A 24084-nucleotide genomic window follows, 5' to 3' on the forward strand; every position below is an offset into this window, starting at 1 on the left:
GTTCAGGCTGTAGCGCGCAAAATCGTTTGGCACCTCCGCGCAACTTCATTTGGCATCAGAAAGCTACTCTCGGCCGGCGGCCGCGATCAGCTTTCAAATACCGAGTTGCTTGAAGAACGCCTCGTTTCTCATTCGTGCGTCTTTCAGCACGTAGCGGTAGCTCAGCGCTTGAATGAATGCCTTATAGTCATCGTTATAGCCGTAGAACCCGCCGCCTCCGGGTAGCGGGACGTTGATCTGGGCCATCCTCAACCATTTTCGGAGATTGGGTGTTAGGTCCGCGATGATGTAGCAAAAGAACGGTGTGGTTTCCGAAATCTCTTGGATAAGGCCGCCAGACCGGTCCAGGACTTTGCCAGCGCGAAGCTCCTCGATATAGCCGTAGATCTGAGTGAATGGATTCTCGTCATCATTGTAGTCGTTTCGAACCGGCTTTTTAAATTCAATGATGACGACCGGTTGGTCAGTTCCTGGGCGGTGATAGGCAGTTCTGCCTCCGAACAGGAGAACGTCCGGCCGACTGCCTGAATCGCTCTCGGCCAAAAGGGTTTTCAGCTTTTTGTCCGAGGCCCAATGCTCATAGTACGTAAGTTTGTCATCGATGATCCAAAGGTTGTGCTTGTCGATATGGATTTCGCTATTCGTAACCCTCATAGGAACGACGAAGCTATGCAGAGCCTCCTCCGCATGCTGTTTCATTGTGCCGTCAGGCCGGTAGCCCAGCCTTCTTTCCAACAGGTCCAACACCACCTTTCTTCGTACCGTATAGTCCGCAAGCACTGAGAATTCTTGGGCTGTCAACCGGCTCACAATAGCTTGAACACCGCTTTGGACCGGATCTTCATCAGAGACTTTCTCTTTCGAGAGCACCTCGACCTTACGTTCAATGTCGCGGTTCTCCCGAAAATCGTACAATGCCAGATGCTGGTAGATTTGTTCGGAAGTGCGAAAATTGCGCGGGATTTTATCGGCCACGAAATCCCTGGGATTGCTCAGCAGATATGAAAAGCGAGGATATTTTTTGACCACATTTCGCAAGAGATCTGTTTGCTTGTCTATGACCCTGTCGAGTTGCGGGCCTAAGATAATTTTGATCTCAGCAAGTGCCCCCCTCTTTGTCAATTCGATGGTTTCCGCATCCAGGTCGAATGCTGTCCTTTCCGAATTCACAGCCTCATCCAGAAGGCTTCCACTCACAACGCCTGCATAGGCATAACGCTGTCCGTCGCGTTCGATATATGTCGCTAGGCCGAGCGCCAAGCCGATGTCGAAGGATGCTACCACTCGATCATGGGCCGCAAGATACAGCGTATGACTTACCTTGCCTTCGAGGACGCCCTGCCGAAGAAGATTGTGTTCAAGATGCAGCTCCTCGGTCTCAGAAACTGGGAAGTCGAGCTCTCCCAGTTCTACTCCTTGGGAACCCAAAAACTCGCCTAGATCGTAGCTCTCAGTCGCGGTCTCGATCGTTATGGACGGTTTCGCCTTTGAAACAAGGTAGGGTAGGAAGTGAGCCGCAATTTTCCGTAAAATGGTATCGGTGCGTGACGGCATATGTCGCGCATATTCCGGTTTCATTCGAATGAGCTTAACGACCGTGCCGATCTGGCCATCTGGAGCCGGCTTCACTGTGTGCTGTTGAATCGGTCTAAGGTTGTCCAGCAAAATGTAGAAGTGCCGAACATACAGTTCTCCGGCCAGCGCAAAGACGCTCGTGACCTCGGCGGAATCGAAAACTTTAAGCCAGGAGAGCCGGCCAACTCCTTTGCCACCACGCTTAGCTTTGTGATCGCTATCGTAGGTCCGAAAAGACGTGAAATTATCGTTGTCTAGGCCGATTCCGTTGTCTCTGATTTCAACGCTTGGAGCGCCATTATCCATGAAAATTGAGACGCCGATCCGGCCGCCTCTCACCCACTCCTGTAGGAAGCGATCTTGAACGGCGTGAATTGAATTATAAATTGCCTCGTAAAGAGGGACCAGGGCGTTTGAAGGCGTCGTCGGACCGAGCGCGAGGTTCTTGACCCGGCGCACCAAGTTTGACTGGAAAAGAAGCTCTTCGGTTTCTTCTAGCACGTCACCCTCCATGCATCCCTGGTATTCATCCCCGCTAGACCTCGTGACACCACAGCGTCTAGCCCGGCTTACCAGCTATAGGCCGCTGCGCCGGGCCTGTCCCGTTCCATTGAATGAACTGAGCCCGCGGCGGTCGTCGAGGTCCATACCCCGCAAGTCATGGCCGTTAAGGTGCAGCAGATCGAATGCGACGAAATAGAGGTCATGCTGGCGCAATTATCGACGGCGAGATCGTTGTCCTGAATGACGCAGGCTTGTCGGACTATGCTGCTCTACGCAAGGCCATCACCCGCCCCTTTTACCGGCGGGATGTTTGTGGCTATGGTGGATTATGCCTCCAAACGCTTCAATCTCCAGGTCCCCAAGCAGACGGTGAACCATCCGATATGGCCGAGAGATGGGCCTTGTCGTAAAGCATTTGAAGTCTGGACCGCGCTGCGTCCCCTTCATGACCCCATCGACCTGGAAGAGCTCTGACACCCAAGCCGACAAACTCATTAAATACGCCAACTCTTTCTTCCAACGTCTCGGCTTTAAGAAGCGAAAAAAGTTCAACCCTCAGTTTCTCCATTTCCAGTCGAATACCTTCCGCCCGGTCTGAGCCATTCCCGATGCTGTCCCGCATTCCCACAAAATTGCAGTACCTCATCAACAGCCGTATAAAACGCTCAGGTTCTGCTGTGCACTCAACAGAGCGGTTTTTCAGCGAGTTCGCAGCATGCGCCCACGACGAAGCGACGGCGTCGAGTTCAGCTCGCCGCATCTCCTTCACCGTCTCGGGCGAGACGATATTTTTCGTGCGGTCTGCAACCAGCGCCAGGAATCGCGCTGGCGCATAAGAGTAAAACAGCTGTCCAGTTTCTGCGAAAAATTCCTGCCTTAACTCAGGGCGCGGACCTACTGTCTTTCCGGACTGGATAAGCCACCAATCCTCCTTGGCGTCGTCTGTGATGAAGAGGATCGGTGCATTGGTCGATTTGGCCTTTTGCTTCATCTCGGCCCAAATGAGATAGTCGCCCGGTCGCTTGTCCATGTAGCCGGGAGGTATCTCGGCAGCTGCACGCCGAGTTCCCTCCTTAGCGCGACCCTCTATATCTTTGGGCTGATCGGCGACCTTTCCTTCAAATAGATCTGTCACAGCAGCAAACACGCCTTGGGCGTCGGGGAGCTCGCCGACGGCATCGTCAACCTCTTTCGCGAGGTGATCGAAGAACCCACCGATATTCTTCATCCCAGAACCAGCGGGCCACGGATCGTATCGACTGAAAGCGCTCACGAGAGATTCGACTTCCCCTTTTTTCGTCGCGAGCTTGTCCTTCAGTTTTCGATACTCGCCTCTGTTGGAACTGTCGGCCGAGCGCCAGTTCAACTGAAACTCCTGACCTACCTGATGCGGCAGCCAAAGCCTTTGACCAAACGATTGGAATGCAGCCAGGACCTCCGCCCGTTGTTTCGGCATGAATCTGAAAAGATGCAACAACACATTGGTGTCGGGAACGAGCAGCCCTTCTGACCAGATTTTTTCAAACTCTGCCGCCGTAGGCTCGTAGAATCCGTGAAAAGTCTTGCGCATCAGCCTGCACCAAGTCTGAAGGCCTTGTCGCCATGGTGGTCGAACAGGATGGCTTTGCCGAGTGTTGTTGCGATCGTCCCGATGAACTGTTCCAGATCAACGTCGGAGAGAATGGTGCCAGTTCGATCCCTCAGCATGGCGATAGAAGCCTTGATCGAGATGCACGCAGCAGCTTTGTTTTCGGTCAAATAGCGGTCCATAGTAGGACCTAGCATCTCTACGTCTGCTGTCATGGCCAAACCCTCAACCCAAGCGGACTATCACGCCGGCAGGTCGATGAGTCGAGTCCCATTGAAAGGCCGTTTAATGTGACTTAAATCTGTCGGCAAAATGGGCAGCTTTAAGAGTTCGCCACGCATCCGCTGCAGCCAGGCTAACCACCCCATTACTGGTTGCAAAGGCGGATACAGCCGATCGGCCATCCCATCAACGAGTCCGAAAAGTTCGGGTTGAAGCTCAGATCGCCGGCCGAGTACCTCAGGAATGTTCGTCACCCGGTCATGGGTACTTATCCTCAAAACGCAATTCTCGCGCGCCCAGATTGTCCGTTGATCGGCACCTAGCAAGACTCCGTCATTGCTTGCCAAACCCGCCCGGCGTCGGCGTCGTCAGGATGACGGCGTCGCCGGCGTCGAGCACGGTCTGGTCGCAGGCCTTCAGCGTCTCGACGCTGCCGTCCTGGCGGCGGACCTTGGTCGAGCCGACCTCGCCGTCACCGCCGCCATCGAGGCCTTGCGGCGGGCGGTTGCGGTGCGAGGACAGGATGGCGCATTCCATCTTTTCGAGGAAGCGGATGGTGCGCCTGGTGCCGTCGCCGGCGCTCCATTTGCCTTTGCCGCCGGAACCTTCGCGGATGTGGAAATCCTCGAGCATGACGGGAAAGCGCAGTTCCAGCACTTCCGGATCGGTGAGGCGCGAATTGGTCATGTGGGTGTGGACGCCGGATGTGCCGGCAAAGCCGCGGCCGGAGTTCATCCGGCCTGCCGGCGAGCCGGAGCAGATGGTCTCGTAATACTGGTACTGCTTGTTGCCGAAGGTCAGGTTGTTCATCGTGCCTTGCGCATTGGCCATGGCTCCCATGGCGCCGAACAGGGCGTTTGTGACATGCTGCGAGGTCTCGACATTGCCGGCGACGACGGCGGCGGGGTAGGCGGGCTTCAGCATCGAGCCGTCGGGGATGATGATGTTGATCGGCCGCAGGCAGCCGGCATTCATCGGGATCATGTCCTCGACCATGACACGGAAGGCATAGAGCACGGCTGCGCGGGCGACGGGCTCGGGCGCATTGAAATTGTTCTTCTCGACCTTCGACGTTCCGGTGAAGTCCACGGTCGCCTCGCGCTTTTGCCGATCGACGGTAATCTTCACCTTGATCACCTGGCCAGTGTCGGTCGGGTATTCGTACTCGGAACTATCTGGCAGCCGCTCCAGCACGCGGCGCACGCTTTCGGCGGCGTTGTCCTGGACATGGCCCATATAGGCTTCGACGACGTCGAGGCCGAAATGGGCGACCATCTTGCGCAATTCCGCCACGCCCTTTTCATTCGCGGCGATCTGCGCCTTGAGGTCGGCGATGTTCTGGTGTGGGTTGCGGGCAGGATAGGCGTGGTCGGTGAGCAGCGTGTGCAACTCCGTCTCGCGGAATTTTCCACGATCGACAACGCGGAAATTGTCGAACAGCACGCCTTCCTCGTCGACCGTGGTGGCAAGCGGCGTCATCGAGCCCGGTGCCGTGCCGCCAATATCGGCATGGTGGCCGCGCGAGGCTACGTAGAAGATTACTTCCTCCCCCCTTGAGGGGGAGGTGGCGGCGGAGCCGCCGGAGGGGGTCGTTGCGGCAGTGCTCGACGCTCTTGTGGTGCCTTCTGAGAGGACCCCACCCGGCCGCTGCGCGGCCACCCTCCCCTCAAGGGGGAGGGAAAACACCGGCGTCACCACGGTGATATCAGGCAAATGCGTGCCGCCATTGTAGGGGGCGTTCAGCGCAAAGACGTCGCCGGGATGGATGTCGCCGGAGTTCAGCCGGATGATGGTTTCGACCGAGCGGTCCATGGAGCCGAGATGCACCGGCATGTGCGGCGCGTTGGCGACCAGCGCTCCATGACGGTCGAAGACGGCGCAGGAAAAGTCCAGCCTTTCCTTGATGTTGACGGAATAGGCGGTGTTCTGCAGCGTGACGCCCATCTGCTCGGCGATCGACATGAAGAGGTTGTTGAAGACCTCCAGCATCACCGGATCGGCTTCGGTACCGAGGGCAGCCGTGCGAACTTTCCGTTCCGTGCGGCGAATGACGACGTGATTGAGGTTGGTGATTTCGGCCTGCCAGCCCGGCTCCACGACGATGGTCTGGTTCGGCTCGATGATCAAAGCGGGGCCTGGGACCAGATTGGATGGGCGCAGGTTTTCGCGGCGATGGATGCCGGCCTCATGCCAGCGGCCCTCGGTGTAGATGCGCCGCGTTCCCGACGCACCCGCTTCAACCATTGCCGGTCCGGCGGGCGCAACGGCTTCGGCCGTGGTCTCGACGATCTCGGCGCCTTCCACGCCAACGGTCTCGACGATCATCGGCTTGTCATCATAGACGAACCCGAACTGCGCCTTGTGGGCGATTTCGAAATCGCGCCTGGCCTGGAAGATCGAGTCGCCTTCGAAATTCACCGGCAGCGTGGTGTCGGTGCCGTCATAGCGGATGTGCAGCACCGGCTTTGCCGCAATCTTGTCCTCGGCGATGCCTTGCGCTGCCAATTCGGCGATGACGGCTTTTTTCAACGTGCCGATGAGGCTGCCGATCTGGGTCCTGGATTCTTCGGCAAGCGGCTTCAGGAGCGCCTGCTGGCGCGACGCGAAAACCGACGACAGGCCGATACCATAGGCTGAGAGCAGACCGGAGAAGGGGTGGATCAGTACCGCCTCCATGCCGAGCGCGTCGGCAACCAGGCAGGCATGCTGGCCGCCGGCGCCGCCAAAACAGTTCAAGAGATATTCGGTGACATCGTAGCCGCGCTGCACGGAGATCTTCTTGATAGCATTGGCCATGTTTTCCACCGCGATGGTAACGAACCCTTCGGCGACGGCTTCCGGCGTGCGGCCATCGCCGATTTCGGCGGCGAGCGCAGCGAATTTTTTATGCACGGCGGCGACGTCCAGCGGCTGGTCCTGGTCTGGGCCGAAAATTGCCGGGAAGAAATCGGGCTGCAGCTTGCCCAGCATGACATTGGCGTCGGTGACGGCCAGCGGGCCGCCGCGCCGGTAGGCGGCGGGGCCGGGATTGGCGCCGGCGGAATCCGGGCCGGCGCGGAAACGGCCGGCTTCGTAGTGCAGGATCGAGCCGCCGCCGGCAGCGACGGTATGGATGCGCATCATCGGCGCACGGATGCGCACGCCGGCGACCTCGGTGTCGAAGGCGCGCTCATAATCGCCGTCATAATGGGCGACGTCGGTCGAGGTGCCGCCCATGTCGAAACCGATGACTTTCTCGAATCCGGCGAGTTTCGCCGTCTCGACCATGCCGACGACACCGCCGGCCGGGCCGGACAGCAGCGCGTCCTTGCCCTGAAACATGTCGGCGGCGGTAAGCCCGCCCGACGACATCATGAACATCAGGCGAGGGTTTTCCCTCCCCCTCGAGGGGAGGGTGGCGGCGGAGCCGCCGGGTGGGGTTGGATCGACCGGGCTCAGCGCATTGGCGGTGCCTTCCGAGAGGACCCCCTCTGGCCGCTTTGCGGACTGCCCTTCGCTATGGCTCCGGGCGTTCGTCGCTGAAAAAGCCAAATCGTTGGCTTTTTCTCGGCCTTTGGCCGACCGCTCCTCACCCTCCAGAAGTGGGGAGATTGGCGTCGCGCCCAGTTCTCCCGCTACTCTTTGCACATAGCGCGACAGGATCGGCGACAGATAGGCATCGACCACGGTGGTGTCGCCGCGGCCGACCAGTTTGATCAGTGGCGAGACTTCATGGCTGACCGAGACTTGGCTGAACCCGATCTTGCGGCAGACTTTCGCCACCGCCTTCTCGTGGTCGGGATATTTCCAGGCATGCATGAAGACGATGGCCACCGCATTGATGCCGTCGGCCTTCGCCTGTTCGATGGCGGGCCGGCAGGCGGCGATGTCGAGCAAGCGCTCGACCTCGCCATTGGCGCGCACACGCTCGTCGATCTCGATGACCCGCTCATAAAGCTGTTCGGGAAGAATGATCTCCTTGGCGAAGATGTCTGGCCGCGCTTGATAGGCGATCTTCAGCGCATCGCGAAAGCCCTTGGTGATGAGCAAAAGCACACGGTCGCCCTTGCGCTCCAGCAGCGCATTCGTGGCAACGGTGGTACCCATCTTGACGTCACCGACCAGGCCCGGAGGAATAGCGGTGCCGGATTTCAGCCCCAGAAGCTCGCGGATGCCGGCTATGGCCGCGTCGGGATAGGCTTCGGGATTTTCCGACAGGAATTTCCTGGGATGCAAACCGCCTTGCGGATCACGTCCGATCACGTCGGTGAAGGTGCCGCCGCGGTCGATCCAAAAATCCCATTTCTTGTCCACGCAGAACTCCGGCATTGCATTTGGGTCCAGACTGTTAGTTCGGCATCGCCCGGCCCGCAATCGGTAGTGCGCGGATGTTACATCAGGAAACGCAACGTTACGAAACTCATGGCCGTTTGATGCATTTTGCCTTCGACCGTTCACCGCAATGTGAGCGTGTGTTGAAGGAGAGATGTCATGAAAAAGCTCATTCTTGCTTCCGTTTCCGCCCTGGCCCTGTTCGGCGTTGCCGCCTGCAGCGACAGCGGTACGGATAACACCACCACCCAGAGCACCAATCCGCCAGCCGCCGAGCCCATGAAGCCGGCGACGCCGGATGCACCGAAGCCTGCAGAACCGGCTCCGGCAACACCTGCTCCTGCCCCCGCGCAGTAGCAGCAGTCTCGGTCACTTTGACGTGACGAGAGAGGAGGCCGGCTTCGCGCCGGCCTTCCTGCGTTTAGGTCGATTCGGGGCTCAAGGGTCTTGAACCGGCTCTTTCCTACGGTTTGGGATCTGGCGCGTCGGTTGCTTGCGTGAATTCGATCCCCTCTGCGGCGCTGTCTTGGCTTGATAGCGATGGCCGGCGGCCCTAATAAGCGCTCATGTCGATTTGGGATCGCCTCGGCGACTTCATCAACCGCGTTTCATCTTCAGCCACGTCCGGCGTCGCCGATGTGGTCGAGGCCGTGCGCACGGTTTTCTCCGGTGACGCCGATCTGCGCCGGCGCGTCGCCTTCTCTGTGGCGATGATTGCGCTGTCAGCCAAGATGGCCAAGGCCGATGGCATCGTCACCCAGGACGAGGTTCGCGCGTTCCAGGAAATATTCGAGGTGCCGCGAGAACAGACCCGCAATGTGGCGCGGCTTTACGATCTGGCCAAGCGCGACGTCGCCGGGTTCGAGACCTATGCCGAGAGTATGGCGCAGATGTGCGGCTCGGGCCATTCGAACTGCGTCATGCTGGAAGACATACTCGACGGTCTGTTCCATATCGCCAAGGCGGACGGGCTGGTGCATGAGCGCGAAGGGATTTTCCTGCACCGTATTGCCGAGATTTTCCGCATCGACGAGGTGCACTACGAGGCCATCCTGGCCAGGCACGTCAATCTCGGCGCCGGCGATCCCTATATCGTGCTCGGCATTGAGCGCGGGAAACCGTTCGAGGAGGTCAGGAAGCGATACCGCAAGCTGGTCTCCGACAATCATCCGGACCGGCTGATCGCGCGCGGCCTGCCGCAGGAATTCATCAAGATTGCAACGACCAGGGTCGCGGCGATCAACGCGGCCTATGAAATGATCGAGCGGGGCCTCAGGCACGCATGAGCGGCTTCCCGCCCGACGAGCCAAGCGCGGAGGTCAGGGTATCGCCGAATTTCGGCCCGCGGCGCGAAACGCTCAGGCCCGACATGATCGTGCTGCACTATACCGGCATGGCGACGGGTGCTGCCGCGGAAGCCTGGCTGTGCGACCCCGCAAGCGAAGTCTCGTCCCACTACCTCGTCCATGAGAACGGTCGCATCATCCAGATGGTGCGCGAAAGCGACCGCGCCTGGCACGCCGGTGCAAGTTCCTGGTTCGGTCGTCGCGACATCAACTCCTGTTCGGTCGGCATCGAAATCGTCAATCCCGGCCATTCGCTCGGCTATTCGGCCTTTCCCAAGCGGCAGGTGGAAGCGGTGATCGGTCTTTGCCTTGGTGTCATCGAACGCCATTCCATTACGGCGCAAAGGGTGCTTGCCCATTCCGACATCGCGCCGGGGCGCAAGATCGACCCGGGCGAGAAATTCCCCTGGAAGGCGCTGTTTGCGGCCGGGGTCGGCCATCTCGTGCCTGCGGCGCCGGTCCGGCGCGGCGCGGTGCTGAAAGCCGGCGATACCGGCGCCGAGGTCGAGGCACTGCAGTCGATGCTGGCGCTCTATGGCTATGGCGTCGAGATATCAGGTGTCTTCGACCGCCAGACCGAAATCGTCGTCGAAGCTTTTCAGCGGCATTTCCGACCACGCCTGGTGGATGGCGTCGCCGACGGCTCTACGTCTAGCACGCTGCAAAGCCTGCTGACTTCCCTTAGGTCAGTTGCGTCTAAATAATCTTTTCCTGATATCAAAGTTACAGCCTGTCACTGAAAGTGAATTGCCTCGCCTTGTTCGACACAAATTCCGCCCTCAAAGGCAGTTCGTGCAAGTTATCGGACCTCCAGCCCCCCGGATGCTCCGATATTGATTAGGCGTTGCTGCGTGAAGATCTTCGCGCGGCCAAACAGAACAGGACCACATGCAGAAATTGACCGTTGTAACGGCAGCTATTGCTGCCGGAGTAATGACTTTTGCCTTCAGCACGGCCGATGCCGCACCAGTGAGCCAGAGGGCAGACCAGGGCTTCATCGCCGCACCCGCCAAGGCCACCATGACGAAGGCAAACCCGAAAGCAAAAAGGGCAACCACCGCGAAAGTGCGCAAAGCAGCCGTGGTGAAGGCCAGAAAAGCCACGGCCAAGAGGCATTTTAAGCGCAACAGGAAGAGCGTCGACCTGACGACGACCGCATCGATCCGCCCAAGCACCGCTGCGGAGTCGACTGCGGCAGCCGCGCTTGGCGGCCAGTATTCGGCAATCATTGCCCGCTATGCTGCGGCCGAAGGCGTGCCGGTGTCGCTGGCCCAGGCGGTCATCAAGATCGAGAGCAACTACCGGCCGAACATCGTCGGCAGCGCGGGTGAAATCGGCCTGATGCAGATCAAGCCGGCAACGGCGCGGATGATGGGGTATAGCGGCTCGGCCAAGGGTCTGTTCGATCCCGACACCAACATCAAATACGGCATGAAGTACCTTGCCATGGCGCGCAATCTCGGCGGCGGCACCACCTGCGGCACGATCCTGAAATACAATGCCGGCCATGCCGCGACGCGGATGAACCCGGTGTCGGCGGCCTATTGCGGCAAGGTCAAGGTGCAGTTGGCGGCATTGGGATCGCCGGCATAAGTCTGCTTTTTCATTTGCGTTTTGGAACGTGAACCCCTTTATACGCTCTGCCAGCTGGCCGGGCGGCCGCACCCGCAAAGCCGAAAGGCTGCGGGTGAGGAAAGTCCGGGCTCCATGGAGACACGGTGCCGGTTAATGGCCGGCGGGGGCGACCCCAGGGAAAGTGCCACAGAAAGCAAACCGCCACGATTTATCGGGGCAAGGGTGAAAGGGTGGGGTAAGAGCCCACCGCGCGACTGGCAACAGGAGCGGCACGGTAAACCCCACCGGGAGCAAGACCGAATAGGGACGGTGCGAGGGGAAACCTTCGAGGGCTGTTTCCGGCTCACCGTCCGGGTAGGTTGCGTGAGGCGCATGGCAACATGCGCCCAAGATGAATGGCCGCCACGTTCTCGCCCCGAAAGGGGCGAGGGCCATACAAAACCCGGCTTACAGGCCAGCTGGCAATTTCTCCCCCATATCGCGATTAATCCTTTGGATCAGCAGTCTGCGCCTTCGGGCGCAGCTGGCGATTCAGGTGCTTGAGCGATTGAATCAAGTACGCATGCTGGGGTCGAGACAAACGCATCCTTGAAGCTGGTACGATTTAATCGTACCATGATTGTCATGGTTTGATCAGGAGCGCATCATAGGTCACGTCGACAAACGCAGCATCACGCTTTCGCCGGAACTGGCGGCGGCGGTCGACGATGTCGTGGCCGCCGGCGAATATGCCTCGGCCAGCGAAGTCATCCGTGATGCGCTGCGGCAATGGAAAGACCGCCGCGATCTTCTCGGCTACACGGTCGAGGAATTGCGCAGGCTGATTCAGGAGGGGATCGACAGCGGACCGGCGGTGGACGGCCAGCCCTTCATGGACCGGCTGCGAGCCAAATATCAGAGGATGTCGGAAGCTGCAGGCTCGGAAGAGTGAAATATCGGCTGCTTCCTCAGGCGATATCAGATGTCGAAGGCATCGGTGACTACATTGCGGAACATAGCCCAAAGGGAGCCATGCGCCTTGTGGACGCTTTGGAGAGGCGCTAGACACTGCTCACCTTGCACCCGTTCTCAGGTGCGCCGCGCGATGATATCGCGCCCGGCATTCGTCATCTGATCGTCGGCGAATATGTCACTCTGTATCGCATGGGCGAAGACGCGATCGAGATCGTCCGCGTTTTGCACGGCAGGCGCGATATTGGCGCCGACGACTTGGTGACCTAATCCACCAGTTCAGACGCCGATCTTGTCCAGCGATGCCTCGATCGCCTGCCAGAGTTCTTCCACCGGCTCGCAGCCCACCGACAGGCGCACGAAGCCGGGCGGAACCGAATCTCCTCGCTTGGCCCGCCGCTCGGCGGAGGTGTGGACACCCCCGAACGACGTTGCCGCCTGCATCAGCGTGCAGTTGTTGATGAAATCCTCGGCCTTTTCCTGGGAGAGGAGTTCGAAGGACACGAGGAAGCCGAAGCGCTCCATCTGCGCCCGGGCGAGGTTGTGCGACGGGTCGCCCTCCAGCCCGGGGTAGCGCAAGCCGCTAACGGCGCGATGGTCTTTCAGGCGCTTCACGATCACCTCGGCAGAAGAACACATGCGGTCGAAGCGTACGTCCAGCGTCTCCAGGCCGCGATGCACCAGCCAAGCCTCGAACGGGCCGGGTATGCCGCCCGCGGTCTCGCGCCAGCCGGTGACGGCCGCGATGATATCTGGATTGCGGCTGGCGACATGGCCGAACAGCACGTCGGAATGCCCGTTGGCCGCCTTGGTGTCGGCAGCAACGATGATGTCGGCGCCGAGATCGAGCGGACGCTGGCCGAACGGCGTCATCGTGGTGTTGTCGACGACGACGATCGCGCCCGCTTGGTGCGCGGCCTCGGTGACGGCTGTGATGTCGCAAATGTCCAATCGCGGATTTGACGGGGTTTCAACGTAGACAAGGCGGTAGCCGTCGAAGCCGCCGTCGAGGAATGTAGCTGTCGGCCGCAGATCATAGGCGACGCCGAAGGGCTTGAGGAAACGTTCGGCCAGCGCGCGTGTGGCATGGTAGCCGTCCGAAGGCAAAAGCACGCGGTCGCCGGATTTCAACAGGCCGAAAAACACCGCCGAGATTGCCGCCATTCCTGAGGGGAAGCCGACGCATGGCGCGTCTTCCAGATGCGCCAGCATGTGCTCGACCGCATCCCAGGTGGCGTTGCTGTAACGGCCGTACTGACTGTAGCCGGCGCCGTCGCCCGGGTTGTGGAAAATAGCGGCCATGGTCAGCGGCAATGGGATGGGGTCGCCTTTGACAAGTCCGTCGCGACGCAGATGGGCAAGGGAGGCCGCGCGGGACCTGGCTGTTTCGGACATGGATTTCTGACCTTGTTGCTCAGCGAAAAGACTGACGACGCTATTCGCGGCAGTGATGCGCGGCAAGCCGCTTCCGCTTGGGCCAGCCCGCTCTAAACGGTTCGTTAGGCTTAATGGGAGATAAAGACGGGAGTGTTGTCAGAGCTGCTCTCACCGGTTGTGGCGCGCGCGTTTGTGAAGCCTGTTCCCGTTGACGCCCATAGTGCCCCATGATATCCCATTTCGATACCAAAGCCTTCGTTCCGCGTCAGGGTAAAGCGTACGCCAATCGGGCAGCCGCGGCGGCTGTGCGTTTGCGGCGTTTTGCCGCTGGGAGCGAAGCGGATTTTCGGCAGGGGACGCGCTTCGGCGCGGACGAAAACATGGAGAGGGGTGCGGCGGCGGAAGCGGCTGCAGCGTGTCATGGACCGGTTTCTGTCAAGCGCGGTGAACAGGATCGATGCGAAGGGGCGGGTCTCCGTTCCGGCGCATTTCCGCGCGGTCGTGCAGAAGCGCGGCTATTCGGAACTCTATGCGCTGCGCGGCCTGGACGTGCCTGCGATGGATGTCGGCGGGCTCGATCTGCTCGACCGCTACGAGCAGCGCATCGCGCTGGAAGACCCTTTTTTGCAGACGGCGGACGATATGTCGTTCTTCTGCCATGGCGACGGGACGTTCCTGAAGCTCGATCAGGATGGCCGCATCACGATGAGCGATTTCATCCGCGAGCATACGGGCATCACGAGCGAAGTGGCCTTTGTCGGCCGTGGCAATTTCTTTCAAGTCTGGGAGCCTGGACGGCTGGCCGCCTATGGGGCGCAGGCGCGCGCTCGGCTTTTGCAGCTTCGGCAGGGAACGAAGGCTCACGAGGCCAAGGCTGGGGAGCGGCCGGAATGATGGCGGATCACGGCGATGATCTCAGCGCCGTTGGCGGACCGGTCCGCCACATTCCGGTCCTCCTCGCCGAAGTGCTGGAGGCGCTCTCACCCAAAGCCGGCGATGTGATCGTCGACGGCACGTTTGGCGCCGGCGGCTATACCAAGGCGATCCTGGCGAGCGGCGCCTCGGTGGTGGCGATCGATCGCGATCCCGATGCGATTGCCGCCGGGCGCGGCCTGGAACAGCAATCCGGCGGCAGGCTGAGGCTGGTGCAGGCGCCATTTTCGACGCTGGACGAGCAGGTCGAAAGCGCCGACGGCGTTGTCCTCGACATCGGCATTTCCTCCATGCAGGTCGACCAGCCCGAGCGCGGCTTCTCGTTCCGCACCGACGGGCCGCTCGACATGCGCATGGCGCAGGCGGGCTTGAGTGCTGCCGACGTCGTCAATTCGTTCAAGATAGGCGACCTTGCCCGCATCTTCGGCTTCCTCGGCGAAGAGCGGAATGCCGGCCGCATTGCCCGCATGATCGAGTCACGCCGCGAAAAACGTCCGTTCGAGCGCACGCTCGATCTCGCCGACGCCATCGAAACGCATATCGGCCGCGCGCCGAAGGACAAGATTCATCCGGCCACCCGCGTCTTCCAGGCGCTGCGCATTTTCGTCAATGACGAGCTGGGCGAATTGGCCAAAGCCCTAATGGCATCCGAGCGGGTATTGAAGCCCGGCGGGCGGCTTGCGGTGGTGACGTTCCATTCGCTGGAAGACCGCATCGTCAAGCGCTTCATCGCCGACCGCGCCGACGTCGCCACCGGCTCACGTCATTTGCCCGAGGCGCACGCGCGCACTGCGACCTTCCGCAAGGCTGGTGGCGGCGTGACGGCAGGCGATGCCGAGGTCGCTGCCAATCCGCGGGCGCGCTCGGCTAGGCTGCGTACCGCCATCCGCACCGAGGCGCCGGCGCGCGCCGGTGATCTCACCATTTTCGGCCTTCCAAAGCTTCCCGGCATCCAGGCGCCGCGAGAGAGGTGAATACGTGTTTCGAACCAGCGACATAGTCCTGATCGCCGTCATGGTCTCGGCCGCGGCCCTGACCTACAAGGCCAAGCGCGAGGCCGAGGAACAGCTGGCTTCGGTGCAGAAGATCGAGGCGCAGATCCGCTATGAGGAGGACACGATCGACCTGCTCAAGGCCGACTGGAGCCTGCTGACCCAGCCGTCGCGCCTGCAGAAGCTGGCTGAAATCTACAAATCGCAGCTCGCACTCGAGCCGGTCAATGCGCGGCAGATCGTCGGGCTCGACGACCTGCCGGCAAAACCGCTCAACATCGAGGACCTGTCGTCGCAACGGCTTGGCGGCATGGCCGACAATTCCGGCAAAGGACCAGCCGACAAGGATCCCGTGGTCACCGGAGCCATCGTCCAATGATCGCTGGATTTCCAATGCGCGCCAAACTTCCGTCGGTCGGCAAATTGCTGAAGCGCCGCGCACGGACCGGCGAGGACGGCTCCATCGTGGTCGAAGGCGCGCGCAAGGCGACCGGCGGCAAGGCCAAGACCCGCATCGTGATGACGATGGCGGTGTTCTTCGGCATCTATTCGACCATCGCCGGGCGGCTGGTCTATCTCGGTTTCCAGTCCCCCGACATGTCGAATGGGCCGCAAAGCCGGGTGACGGCGTCGCGTCCCGACATCGTCGACCGCAACGGCGAGGTGCTGGCGACCGACATCAAGACGGCATCGCTGTTTGCCGAGCCGCGCCGCATCGTCGATGCCGACGAGGCGATCGAAAAGCTGTCGACCATTCTGCCAGATATCGACCCCGAGCAGACCTATCACAAGCTGAAGAGCGGCGCCGGCTTCGTCTGGCTGCAGCGGCAGCTGACGCCCAAGCAGCAGGCCGACATCATGCAGCTCGGCATTCCCGGAATCGGCTTTCGCACCGAAAAGCGCCGCTTCTATCCTGCCGGCGTGACCTCGTCCTACATTGTCGGCCTCACCAACATCGACAATCAGGGCATCTCCGGCATGGAGAAGTACATTGACGAGCAGGGCCTGAGCGACCTGCAGGCCTCAGGCTTGGCGATCGCCAAGGATCTGAAGCCGGTTCAGCTGTCGATCGACCTGCGCGTCCAGCATGTGGTGCGCGACGAGATTGCCGCCGGCCTCGAGCGCTATCGGGCCATGGGCGCCGGCGCCGTCGTGCTCAACATCAAGACCGGCGAAGTGGTGGCGATGGCCTCGGTACCGGATTTCGATCCGAACAATCCCTTCAATGCGCAGGACAAGGATCGGCTGAACCGCATGTCGGCCGGCCTCTACGAGATGGGCTCGACCTTCAAGAGCTTCACCTCGGCCATGGCGCTCGATTCCGGCAAAGCGAACATGAACAGCCGTTTCGACGCCTCGCACCCAATCCGGGTCGGCCATCAGGCCATCCACGATTTCCACGGCAAGAACCGCGTGCTGTCATTGCCGGAGGTGTTCCTTTACTCCTCCAATATCGGATCGGCCCGTGAGGCCGAAATGGTCGGCATCGAGGGGCACCGCGAATTCCTGCATCGCCTTGGCCTTCTGGACAGGATGCAGACCGAACTGCCTGAAGTCGCCCGCCCGACCGAACCGAAGGTCTGGAAGCAGGTCAACTCCTTCACCATCGCCTTCGGCCATGGCGTGTCGACGACGCCGCTGCAGGCGGCCGTCGGCTGCGCGGCGCTGATGCAGGGCTATTTGATCCCGCCGACTTTCCTGGTCCGCAGCGAGCAGGATGCCATGGCGGTGGCCAAGAGAGTGGTCAGCGAAAAGACTGTGGAGGGCATGCGCTACCTCTACACGCTCAATGCCGAGAAAGGCTCGGCCAGAAACGCCAGGGCCCCCGGCTACCGCGTTGGCGGCAAGACCGGAACCGCCGAGAAGGTGATCAATGGCCGCTACTCGAAGGAACTGAATTTCAACACCTTCGTCGCCGCCTTCCCGATGGACGATCCGCAGTATCTGGTGTTTACGATCGCTGACGCTCCGCACCCGGAAAAGCCCGGAATGACTGACGTCGCCGCCAACAATGCGGGTGTCATGGCCGGAAACATCATCAGGCGGGCAGCCGCCATGCTTGGCGTGAAGCCAGATTTCAGCCATGAAAATGGCGCAACGCTGGTTTCCTATCAGTGATTCTTAGGGCGCGCCGGCAACTGCGCGCCATTTTGTTGAGATAAACGGGGTTCGATGCACCTGAGAGATTTAGCCGGTATCCTGCCTGTCGAGGGAACATCTTCCCGCGATGTGGAGGTAACCGGGATTTCGTCGGATTCCCGCACGGTCAAGACCGGCGTGGTCTTTTTCGCGCTCGCCGGCAGCAAGGCGGATGGTTCGGCCTATGCCGCCGATGCGGCAAAGCGCGGCGCAGCGGCGGTTGTCGTTGGCAAGGCCAGCGCCGTTTCCGGTCTGTCCGTCCCGGTGCTCAGTGTCGACGACGCACGCCTGGCGCTGGCGCTGAGCGCGGCACGTTTCTTCGGCAGCCAGCCGGAGACCATGGTCGCGGTTACCGGCACCGCAGGCAAGACCTCGGTCGCCGCCTTCATCCGGCAGATCTGGGAGCAGGCCGGCTTTGCCGCCGCGTCCATTGGCACCACCGGCGTGGTGGCGCCGGGCCGCAACGACTACGGTTCGCTGACCACGCCCGATCCGGTGGCTTTGCACCAGTTGCTCAAGGAATTGGCGGAGGCCGGCGTCACCCATGCCTCGATGGAAGCCTCCAGCCACGGTCTCGACCAGCGCCGCCTCGATGGCGTCAAGCTCGCCGCGGGCGGCTTCACCAATCTCGGCCGCGACCATATGGACTATCATCCGACGGTCGAGGATTACCATCGCGCGAAATTGCGCCTGTTCGACACGCTGCTGCCGAAAGGCGCGCCGGCGGTCATCTTTGCCGACGATCCGTGGTCGGCGCCGACCATCCAGGCTGCGCAGGACGCCGGGCTCAAGGTGCTGACGGTCGGCCGCCATGGCGATTTCCTGCGCCTGAAGCGGGTCGAGCACGAGCGCCACCGCCAGCGCGCCGAGGTCGAAGCCGACGGCGTGCTCTACGAGATCGACCTGCCGCTCGCCGGTGACTTCCAGATCGCCAATGCCCTGGTTTCGGCCGGGCTGGCCATTTCCACTGGAACGCCGGTCGCCAAAGCTTTGATCGCATTAGAGAAACTTCAGGGGGCACCGGGACGGCTCGACCTTGTCGGCGCCACCGCCAATGGCGCGCCCGTCTATGTCGACTATGCCCACAAGCCGGATGCGCTGGAAAATGTGCTGGCCGCCGTGCGCCCGTTCACCACCGGCCGCGTCATCGTCGTGTTCGGCTGCGGCGGCGACCGCGACCGGGGCAAGCGGCCGATCATGGGCGGAACCGCCACGCGGCTCGCCGATGTCGTCATCGTCACCGACGACAATCCGCGCTCGGAAGTGCCGGAAACGATTCGTGCCGCGATCCTGGCAGCCGCACCCGGCGCCATTGAAATCGGCGACCGCCGCAAGGCGATCCACGAAGCGGTCGCCATGCTCAAAGCGGGCGATACGCTGATCGTTGCCGGCAAGGGCCATGAAGAGGGCCAGACCATCGGCGCCGAGACGTTTCCGTTCTCCGACCACGAAGAAGTCCGCTCGGCGCTGCGGGAGCGGGCCGCATGAGCGTGCTCTGGACTTCCGAGGCGCTGGTCGACGCCATGGGCGGTCGGCCGCTTGGGCCGATGCCGGAGGGAATTTCGGGGATCTCGATCGACAGCCGCAGCCTGCAGCCGGGCGACGCCTTCTTCGCCATCAAGGGCGAGGCGATGGACGGCCATGACTTCGCGACCGCGGCGATCAAGGCCGGCGCCGGCGTTCTGGTCGTCGCCGAAGGCAAATTGCCGTCGCTTGGGCGGCTGACGGCGCCGATGATCGTCGTGCAGGATGTGCTGGCAGCACTGGAGAAACTCGGTGTTGCCGCCCGCGCCCGTTCCAACGCAAAAATCATCGCGGTGACCGGATCGGCCGGCAAGACCACCACCAAGGAGGCGCTGCGTCATGTGCTGTCGGCCGTCGGCACGGTGCATGTTTCGGCGCAGTCCTTCAACAATCATTGGGGCGTGCCGCTGACGCTGGCGCGCATGCCGGATGATTGCAACTATGCTGTGTTCGAGATCGGCATGAACCATCCCGGCGAGATCCGGCCGTTGGTCAAGATGGTCCGGCCGCATGTCGCCATCGTCACGATGATTGCCGCGGCGCATCTCGGCTTCTTCAGAAATCTCGACGAGATCGCCAAGGCCAAGGCCGAGATTTTCGAAGGCATCGAGCCCGGCGGTGCGGCCTTGCTCAACCGCGACGATGCGCGCTGGAAGCTGCTCGACAAGATGGCGCGGGCCGCCGGCGTCGAACATGTCTTTGGCTTCGGCGAGAATGCACGGTCGACCTACAAGCTGACCAAATGCGAGCTGCATGCCGATCATTCCGACATCACCGCCAGGATCGGCGGTCAGGATGTCGTTGCCCGGCTCGGCGCGCCTGGCCGCCACATGGTGCAGAATGTGCTCGCCGTTCTTGGCGCGGCGCATCTCGTTGAAGCCGACATCGCAAAGGTGGCGGAAGCGCTGGCCGATCTCTCCGCCGAACGCGGCCGTGGCAAGCGCCATGTGCTGAAGGGACCGATCACACTGATCGACGAGAGCTACAACGCCAATCCGGCCTCGATGGCTGCTGCCATGGCGCTGCTCAACGCGACGCCTGTCACGGGCGAGGGCCGGCGCATCGCCGTGCTCGGCGACATGCTCGAGCTCGGCGACCATTCGGCCAAGCTCCATGCAGCCCTTGCCGAGTTGATCGTCGGCACCGGCACAAACACGGTCTTTCTCGGCGGTCCGGAAATGCAGGCGCTGGCAGACATCCTGCCCGACGAGATCAAAACGGAATACCGCGCCGGCGCCGAGGAATTGAAGCCGCTGCTGTTGTCGACGCTGAAGGCCGGCGACGTGGTGATGATCAAATCGTCGAAAGGCATCGGCTTTTCAAAGCTGGTCGAGGCCTTGCTCGGCAAATATCCGGCGGAAGCCGCAGGCACGAAACAGAACTAGTCCGGGGAACGGAATCGTATGTTTACATTGCTCGTCGATTTTGCGGACAAGGTCTCGGTCTTCAATGTCTTCCGCTACATAACTTTCCGCACCGGCGGTGCGCTGATCACCTCGGCGCTGATCGTCTTCATCTTCGGGCCGACCATCATCAATTCGCTTAGGCTGCGGCAAGGCAAGGGCCAGCCGATCCGCGCCGATGGCCCGCAGACGCATTTCAAGAAGGCCGGCACGCCGACGATGGGCGGGCTGATGATCCTGTGCGGCATCGTCGGCTCGTCGCTTCTATGGGCGAACCTCTCCTCGATCTATGTCTGGGTGGTGCTCTTGGTGACGCTGGGCTTCGGTTCGATCGGCTTCTACGACGACTATCTCAAGGTAACCAAGCAGTCGCATCTCGGCTTTTCCGGCAAGGCGCGGCTGGCGCTGGAATTCGTCATCGCCGGCATCGCCGCCTGGGCGATCATGCATAATGGCCAGGCGCCGTTCTCGTCGTCGCTGACCTTCCCCTTCGCCAAGGAATTCATCATCAATCTCGGCTGGTTCTTCGTGCCGTTCTCCTGCTTCGTCATTGTCGGCGCCGGCAATGCGGTGAATTTGACCGATGGCCTCGACGGGCTGGCGATCGTGCCGATCATGATTGCGGCGGCATCCTTTGGCGTCATCGCCTACCTCTCCGGCAATGCGGTGTTCGCCGAATATCTGCAGATCCATTTCGTGCCCGGCACCGGCGAGCTGGCTGTCGTGCTTGGCGCCGTCATCGGCGCCGGCCTCGGCTTCCTCTGGTTCAACGCGCCACCGGCGGCGATCTTCATGGGCGACACCGGTTCGCTGGCCATGGGTGGCCTGATCGGTACGGTCGCGGTCGCCACCAAGCACGAGATCGTGCTGGTCATTGTCGGCGGATTGTTTGTCGTGGAAATCCTGTCGGTCATCATTCAGGTCGGCTACTTCAAGATGACCGGCAAGCGCGTGTTCCTGATGGCGCCGATCCATCATCATTTCGAAAAGCTCGGCTGGACCGAAAGCCAGGTGGTGATCCGCTTCTGGATCATCGCCGTCATCCTGGCGCTGGTCGGCCTGTCGACCCTCAAGCTGAGATAGGAACCCGCTTGATCCCCGCCGCATCCTTTTCGGGCAAACGCGTTTCGCTCTTCGGGCTCGGTGGCTCGGGGATCGCCACGGCGCGCGCGCTGATCGAGGGCGGCGCCGACGTGCTTGCCTGGGACGACAATCCCGATAGCGTCGCCAAGGCTGCTGACCAAGGCATTGCGACCGCCGATCTGCGCGGCGCCGACTGGTCGAAATTCTCGGCCTTCGTGCTCTCGCCCGGCGTGCCGCTGACGCATCCCAAGCCGCACTGGACGGTGGAGTTGGCGCGTGGCTCCGGCGTCGAGGTGATCGGCGATATCGAATTGTTCTGCCGCGAGCGGATTGCGCGCGCGCCTGATGCGCCGTTCATCGCTATCACCGGCACCAACGGCAAGTCGACGACCACGGCGCTGACCGCGCATATCCTCAAATCGGCAGGGCGCGACACGCAGATGGGCGGCAATATCGGCCGGGCCATCATGACGCTCGATCCACCGCAGGCTGACCGGGACTATGTCGTCGAGTGTTCGTCCTACCAGATCGATCTCGCGCCCTCGATCAACCCGACGGCCGGCATCCTGCTCAACCTGACGCCCGACCATCTCGACCGCCACGGCACCATGCAGCATTACGCTTCGATCAAGGAGCGGCTGGTTGCCGGCAGCGAGACGGCGATCGTCGGCGTTGACGATTCCTGGTGCGCGCAGATCGCTGACCGGCTGGAGAGGGCGGGCCGGGAGGTGATCCGCATCTCCAAGCGGCTGCCGCTGACCGACGGTTATTTCGCAGACGGTTCCGATCTGATGGAAGCCGTCCATGGCCGCTACAGCCGCGTCGCCTTCCTCGAAGGCATCGGTTCGTTGCGCGGCCAGCACAATGCGCAGAACGCGCTTGCCGCTGTTGCCGCCTGCCTCAGGGTCGGCTTGAGCCTGGGCGAGATCCAGGCGGGACTGGAGAGCTTTCCAGGCCTCGCGCATCGCATGGAGCAGGTCGGACGCAAGGACCACGTGCTGTTTGTCAACGATTCCAAGGCGACCAATGCCGATGCGGCGGCACCCGCGCTGTCGAGTTTTTCGCGCATTTACTGGATCGCCGGCGGACTGCCCAAGGAAGGCGGCATCGAGCCGCTGCGCGGTTTTTTCCCACGCATCGCCAAGGCCTATCTGATCGGCGAGGCGGCGCCCGCGTTCTCGGCGACGCTCGGCGAAGCCGTGCCCTATGAAATCTCGGGCACCCTGGCCGCCGCGGTCGACCATGCCGCGAAAGACTCGGCCAAGGATGACAACGGCGAGGTGGTGGTGCTGCTGTCGCCGGCCTGCGCCAGTTTCGACCAGTTCAAGAATTTCGAAGTTCGCGGCGAAGCCTTCAGGCAAGCTGCGAATGCTATCGAGGGTGTCAAACCCATCGGAGGGGCACGATAATGCAAAGCCGTCTCGACAAAAGCCCGGTTGCAACCTGGTGGTGGACGATCGATCGCTGGTTCCTGGCGGCGTTCCTGTCGCTAATGGGGCTTGGCATCGTCTTGTCCTTTGCGGCAAGCCCGGCGGTGGCCGAACGCATCGGCCTCGATAGTTTCCACTTTGCCACCAGGCAGATCATCTTCACCGTGCCGGCGCTCGGCGTGATGCTGGCGGTCTCCTTCCTGGAATCGCGGCAGATCCGGCGCATGGCGCTGATCATCCTGGGCATCATGCTGGTGCTGATGGTGGCCGTGCTCTACATCGGCGTCGAGGTGAAGGGCGCGCGGCGCTGGGTGTCGTTTGTCGGCATGTCGATCCAGCCGTCGGAATTTCTGAAGCCCGCCTTCGTCATCGTCTGCGCCTGGCTGTTCGCCGAACACAAGCGCCAGCCCGACATCCCCGGCAATTTGTTTGCCATGCTGCTGCTGATCCTGGTCATCTCGCTTCTGGTGGCGCAGCCCGATCTCGGCCAGACCATGCTGGTGACCGGCACCTGGGGCGTCATGTTCTTCATGGCCGGCCTGCCATGGCTATGGATCATCGCGCTTGGCGCCACCGGCGCCGGCGGCCTGTTTGCCGCCTATACGGTGTTCCCGCACGTCGCCGCCCGCATCGACAAATTCCTGACCGGCGAAGGCGACACGTTCCAGGTCGACATGGGCCGCGAGGCGCTGATCAACGGCCACTGGTTCGGCGTCGGCCCGGGCGAGGGCACGGTCAAGCGGGTCATTCCCGACGCGCATGCCGATTTCGTGTTTTCGGTCGCCGGCGAAGAGTTCGGGCTGATCATGTGCTTCTTCATCATGTCGATCTTCGCCTTCATCGTGCTGCGCGGCTTGAGCACGGCATTGAAGGAACATGATGATTTCACCCGCTACGCCGTCGGCGGTCTCGTCACCGTCTTCGGCCTGCAGTCGGTCATCAACATGTGCGTCAACCTGCAACTGATGCCGGCCAAGGGCATGACGCTGCCTTTCATCTCCTATGGCGGCTCCTCGCAGATCGCCATTGCCATCTCGATGGGCATGGTGCTGGCGCTGACGCGCAAGCGACCGGAAAAGCGCAAGCAGATGGGCTTTGCCCTGTCGCAGCGCGCCCTGCCGGCGGAGTGAT

General features: G+C 61.5%; 20 protein-coding genes, 1 other RNA gene and 1 pseudogene. 16 read left to right on the forward strand and 6 right to left on the reverse strand.

Translation table 11 applies throughout. The features are described 5' to 3' along the window. Positions 1-93: 93 nt before the first annotated feature. The 5 genes and pseudogenes from NKK50_RS01695 to NKK50_RS01715 all read right to left on the reverse strand — a co-directional run bounded on the left by NKK50_RS01695 (position 94) and on the right by NKK50_RS01715 (position 8182). On the reverse strand, positions 94-2076 hold the full coding sequence (locus tag NKK50_RS01695; protein WP_196814977.1) for an ATP-binding protein: 1983 nt from the start codon (positions 2074-2076) through the stop codon (positions 94-96). A 126-nt stretch (positions 2077-2202) separates the two neighbouring features. Further along, a pseudogene (locus tag NKK50_RS01700) lies at positions 2203-2289 on the reverse strand (ATP-dependent DNA ligase); the annotation flags it as partial. A gap of 133 nt (positions 2290-2422) precedes the next feature. Next, positions 2423-3649 (reverse strand): PIN-like domain-containing protein, encoded by a 1227-nt coding sequence (locus NKK50_RS01705; protein WP_023744590.1) that lies wholly within the window; start codon positions 3647-3649, stop codon positions 2423-2425. Beyond that, positions 3649-3882: a hypothetical protein gene (locus NKK50_RS01710; RefSeq protein WP_155923539.1), complete on the reverse strand. Its 234-nt coding sequence runs from the start codon at positions 3880-3882 to the stop codon at positions 3649-3651. Before NKK50_RS01710 ends, NKK50_RS01705 begins: the two co-directional genes overlap by 1 nt. 340 nt (positions 3883-4222) lie before the next feature. Next, positions 4223-8182, reverse strand: coding sequence for a hydantoinase B/oxoprolinase family protein (locus tag NKK50_RS01715; RefSeq protein WP_023833908.1), 3960 nt, complete (start codon positions 8180-8182; stop codon positions 4223-4225). 177 nt (positions 8183-8359) lie between these two features. On the opposite strand from NKK50_RS01715, the gene NKK50_RS01720 reads away from it, so the two are divergent. The 7 genes from NKK50_RS01720 (at position 8360) to NKK50_RS01750 (ending at position 12342) form a co-directional block, all read left to right on the forward strand. Then, the gene (locus tag NKK50_RS01720; protein ID WP_023668260.1) at positions 8360-8557 is read left to right on the forward strand and encodes a hypothetical protein; all 198 of its coding nucleotides are present in this window, start codon (positions 8360-8362) and stop codon (positions 8555-8557) included. Positions 8558-8766: 209 nt separating this feature from the next. Further along, entirely contained in the window at positions 8767-9486 is a 720-nt protein-coding gene (locus NKK50_RS01725) for a J domain-containing protein (protein ID WP_023744594.1), read from the forward strand. After that, complete coding sequence (locus NKK50_RS01730; protein WP_023833907.1) at positions 9483-10250, forward strand: N-acetylmuramoyl-L-alanine amidase; 768 nt, start codon at positions 9483-9485, stop codon at positions 10248-10250. The genes NKK50_RS01725 and NKK50_RS01730 overlap by 4 nt, the downstream gene beginning before the upstream one ends. A gap of 184 nt (positions 10251-10434) precedes the next feature. After that, positions 10435-11139 carry a lytic transglycosylase domain-containing protein gene (locus NKK50_RS01735; protein WP_023729353.1) on the forward strand — a complete coding sequence of 235 codons (705 nt, stop codon included), beginning with the start codon at positions 10435-10437 and terminating at the stop codon, positions 11137-11139. 50 nt (positions 11140-11189) lie between these two features. Beyond that, an RNA gene (gene rnpB, locus NKK50_RS01740) (RNase P RNA component class A) lies at positions 11190-11587 on the forward strand. 180 nt (positions 11588-11767) lie between these two features. Beyond that, positions 11768-12052 carry a type II toxin-antitoxin system ParD family antitoxin gene (locus tag NKK50_RS01745; RefSeq protein WP_023735972.1) on the forward strand — a complete coding sequence of 95 codons (285 nt, stop codon included), beginning with the start codon at positions 11768-11770 and terminating at the stop codon, positions 12050-12052. 125 nt (positions 12053-12177) lie between these two features. Continuing rightward, positions 12178-12342 (forward strand): type II toxin-antitoxin system RelE/ParE family toxin, encoded by a 165-nt coding sequence (locus NKK50_RS01750; protein ID WP_245259999.1) that lies wholly within the window; start codon positions 12178-12180, stop codon positions 12340-12342. Between the two features lie 9 nt (positions 12343-12351). On the opposite strand, the gene NKK50_RS01755 is transcribed toward NKK50_RS01750, so the two are convergent. Continuing rightward, positions 12352-13467 carry a cystathionine gamma-lyase gene (locus NKK50_RS01755; RefSeq protein ID WP_023735971.1) on the reverse strand — a complete coding sequence of 372 codons (1116 nt, stop codon included), beginning with the start codon at positions 13465-13467 and terminating at the stop codon, positions 12352-12354. Positions 13468-13869: 402 nt separating this feature from the next. On the opposite strand from NKK50_RS01755, the gene mraZ reads away from it, so the two are divergent. The 9 genes from mraZ to ftsW are packed head-to-tail and all read left to right on the forward strand — an operon-like array spanning position 13870 to position 24083. Beyond that, positions 13870-14343: a division/cell wall cluster transcriptional repressor MraZ gene (gene mraZ, locus NKK50_RS01760; RefSeq protein ID WP_023682144.1), complete on the forward strand. Its 474-nt coding sequence runs from the start codon at positions 13870-13872 to the stop codon at positions 14341-14343. Continuing rightward, on the forward strand, positions 14340-15356 hold the full coding sequence (rsmH, locus tag NKK50_RS01765) for a 16S rRNA (cytosine(1402)-N(4))-methyltransferase RsmH (protein ID WP_023714771.1): 1017 nt from the start codon (positions 14340-14342) through the stop codon (positions 15354-15356). The genes mraZ and rsmH overlap by 4 nt, the downstream gene beginning before the upstream one ends. A gap of 4 nt (positions 15357-15360) precedes the next feature. Continuing rightward, the gene (gene ftsL, locus NKK50_RS01770; protein WP_023682142.1) at positions 15361-15753 is read left to right on the forward strand and encodes a cell division protein FtsL; all 393 of its coding nucleotides are present in this window, start codon (positions 15361-15363) and stop codon (positions 15751-15753) included. A 14-nt stretch (positions 15754-15767) separates the two neighbouring features. Beyond that, entirely contained in the window at positions 15768-17492 is a 1725-nt protein-coding gene (locus tag NKK50_RS01775; RefSeq protein WP_023682141.1) for a peptidoglycan D,D-transpeptidase FtsI family protein, read from the forward strand. Positions 17493-17546: 54 nt separating this feature from the next. Beyond that, complete coding sequence (locus NKK50_RS01780) at positions 17547-19001, forward strand: UDP-N-acetylmuramoyl-L-alanyl-D-glutamate--2,6-diaminopimelate ligase (protein ID WP_023821780.1); 1455 nt, start codon at positions 17547-17549, stop codon at positions 18999-19001. After that, positions 18998-20422: a UDP-N-acetylmuramoylalanyl-D-glutamyl-2,6-diaminopimelate--D-alanyl-D-alanine ligase gene (locus NKK50_RS01785; protein ID WP_023821779.1), complete on the forward strand. Its 1425-nt coding sequence runs from the start codon at positions 18998-19000 to the stop codon at positions 20420-20422. The genes NKK50_RS01780 and NKK50_RS01785 overlap by 4 nt, the downstream gene beginning before the upstream one ends. A gap of 18 nt (positions 20423-20440) precedes the next feature. Further along, on the forward strand, positions 20441-21523 hold the full coding sequence (gene mraY, locus NKK50_RS01790) for a phospho-N-acetylmuramoyl-pentapeptide-transferase (RefSeq protein ID WP_023668273.1): 1083 nt from the start codon (positions 20441-20443) through the stop codon (positions 21521-21523). Positions 21524-21531: 8 nt separating this feature from the next. Beyond that, on the forward strand, positions 21532-22932 hold the full coding sequence (gene murD, locus NKK50_RS01795; protein ID WP_023712435.1) for a UDP-N-acetylmuramoyl-L-alanine--D-glutamate ligase: 1401 nt from the start codon (positions 21532-21534) through the stop codon (positions 22930-22932). Continuing rightward, a complete protein-coding gene (ftsW, locus tag NKK50_RS01800) occupies positions 22932-24083 on the forward strand; it encodes a putative lipid II flippase FtsW (protein ID WP_023668275.1) in 1152 nt (383 codons plus the stop codon). The genes murD and ftsW overlap by 1 nt, the downstream gene beginning before the upstream one ends. Position 24084 lies beyond the last annotated feature (1 nt).

Origin of the sequence: Mesorhizobium sp. M0001 (assembly GCF_040324255.1) — a bacterium.
Taxonomy (GTDB): domain Bacteria; phylum Pseudomonadota; class Alphaproteobacteria; order Rhizobiales; family Rhizobiaceae; genus Mesorhizobium.

Coding starts and splice junctions, on each gene's coding strand:
- NKK50_RS01705 (WP_023744590.1), bottom strand. CDS start 3,649: ATGCGCAAGACTTTTCACGGATTCTACGAGCCTACGGCGGCAGAGTTT.
- NKK50_RS01710 (WP_155923539.1), bottom strand. CDS start 3,882: ATGACAGCAGACGTAGAGATGCTAGGTCCTACTATGGACCGCTATTTG.
- NKK50_RS01720 (WP_023668260.1), top strand. CDS start 8,360: ATGAAAAAGCTCATTCTTGCTTCCGTTTCCGCCCTGGCCCTGTTCGGC.
- NKK50_RS01725 (WP_023744594.1), top strand. CDS start 8,767: ATGTCGATTTGGGATCGCCTCGGCGACTTCATCAACCGCGTTTCATCT.
- NKK50_RS01730 (WP_023833907.1), top strand. CDS start 9,483: ATGAGCGGCTTCCCGCCCGACGAGCCAAGCGCGGAGGTCAGGGTATCG.
- NKK50_RS01735 (WP_023729353.1), top strand. CDS start 10,435: ATGCAGAAATTGACCGTTGTAACGGCAGCTATTGCTGCCGGAGTAATG.
- NKK50_RS01755 (WP_023735971.1), bottom strand. CDS start 13,467: ATGTCCGAAACAGCCAGGTCCCGCGCGGCCTCCCTTGCCCATCTGCGT.
- mraZ (WP_023682144.1), top strand. CDS start 13,870: ATGGACCGGTTTCTGTCAAGCGCGGTGAACAGGATCGATGCGAAGGGG.
- rsmH (WP_023714771.1), top strand. CDS start 14,340: ATGATGGCGGATCACGGCGATGATCTCAGCGCCGTTGGCGGACCGGTC.
- NKK50_RS01775 (WP_023682141.1), top strand. CDS start 15,768: ATGCGCGCCAAACTTCCGTCGGTCGGCAAATTGCTGAAGCGCCGCGCA.
- NKK50_RS01780 (WP_023821780.1), top strand. CDS start 17,547: ATGCACCTGAGAGATTTAGCCGGTATCCTGCCTGTCGAGGGAACATCT.
- NKK50_RS01785 (WP_023821779.1), top strand. CDS start 18,998: ATGAGCGTGCTCTGGACTTCCGAGGCGCTGGTCGACGCCATGGGCGGT.
- mraY (WP_023668273.1), top strand. CDS start 20,441: ATGTTTACATTGCTCGTCGATTTTGCGGACAAGGTCTCGGTCTTCAAT.
- ftsW (WP_023668275.1), top strand. CDS start 22,932: ATGCAAAGCCGTCTCGACAAAAGCCCGGTTGCAACCTGGTGGTGGACG.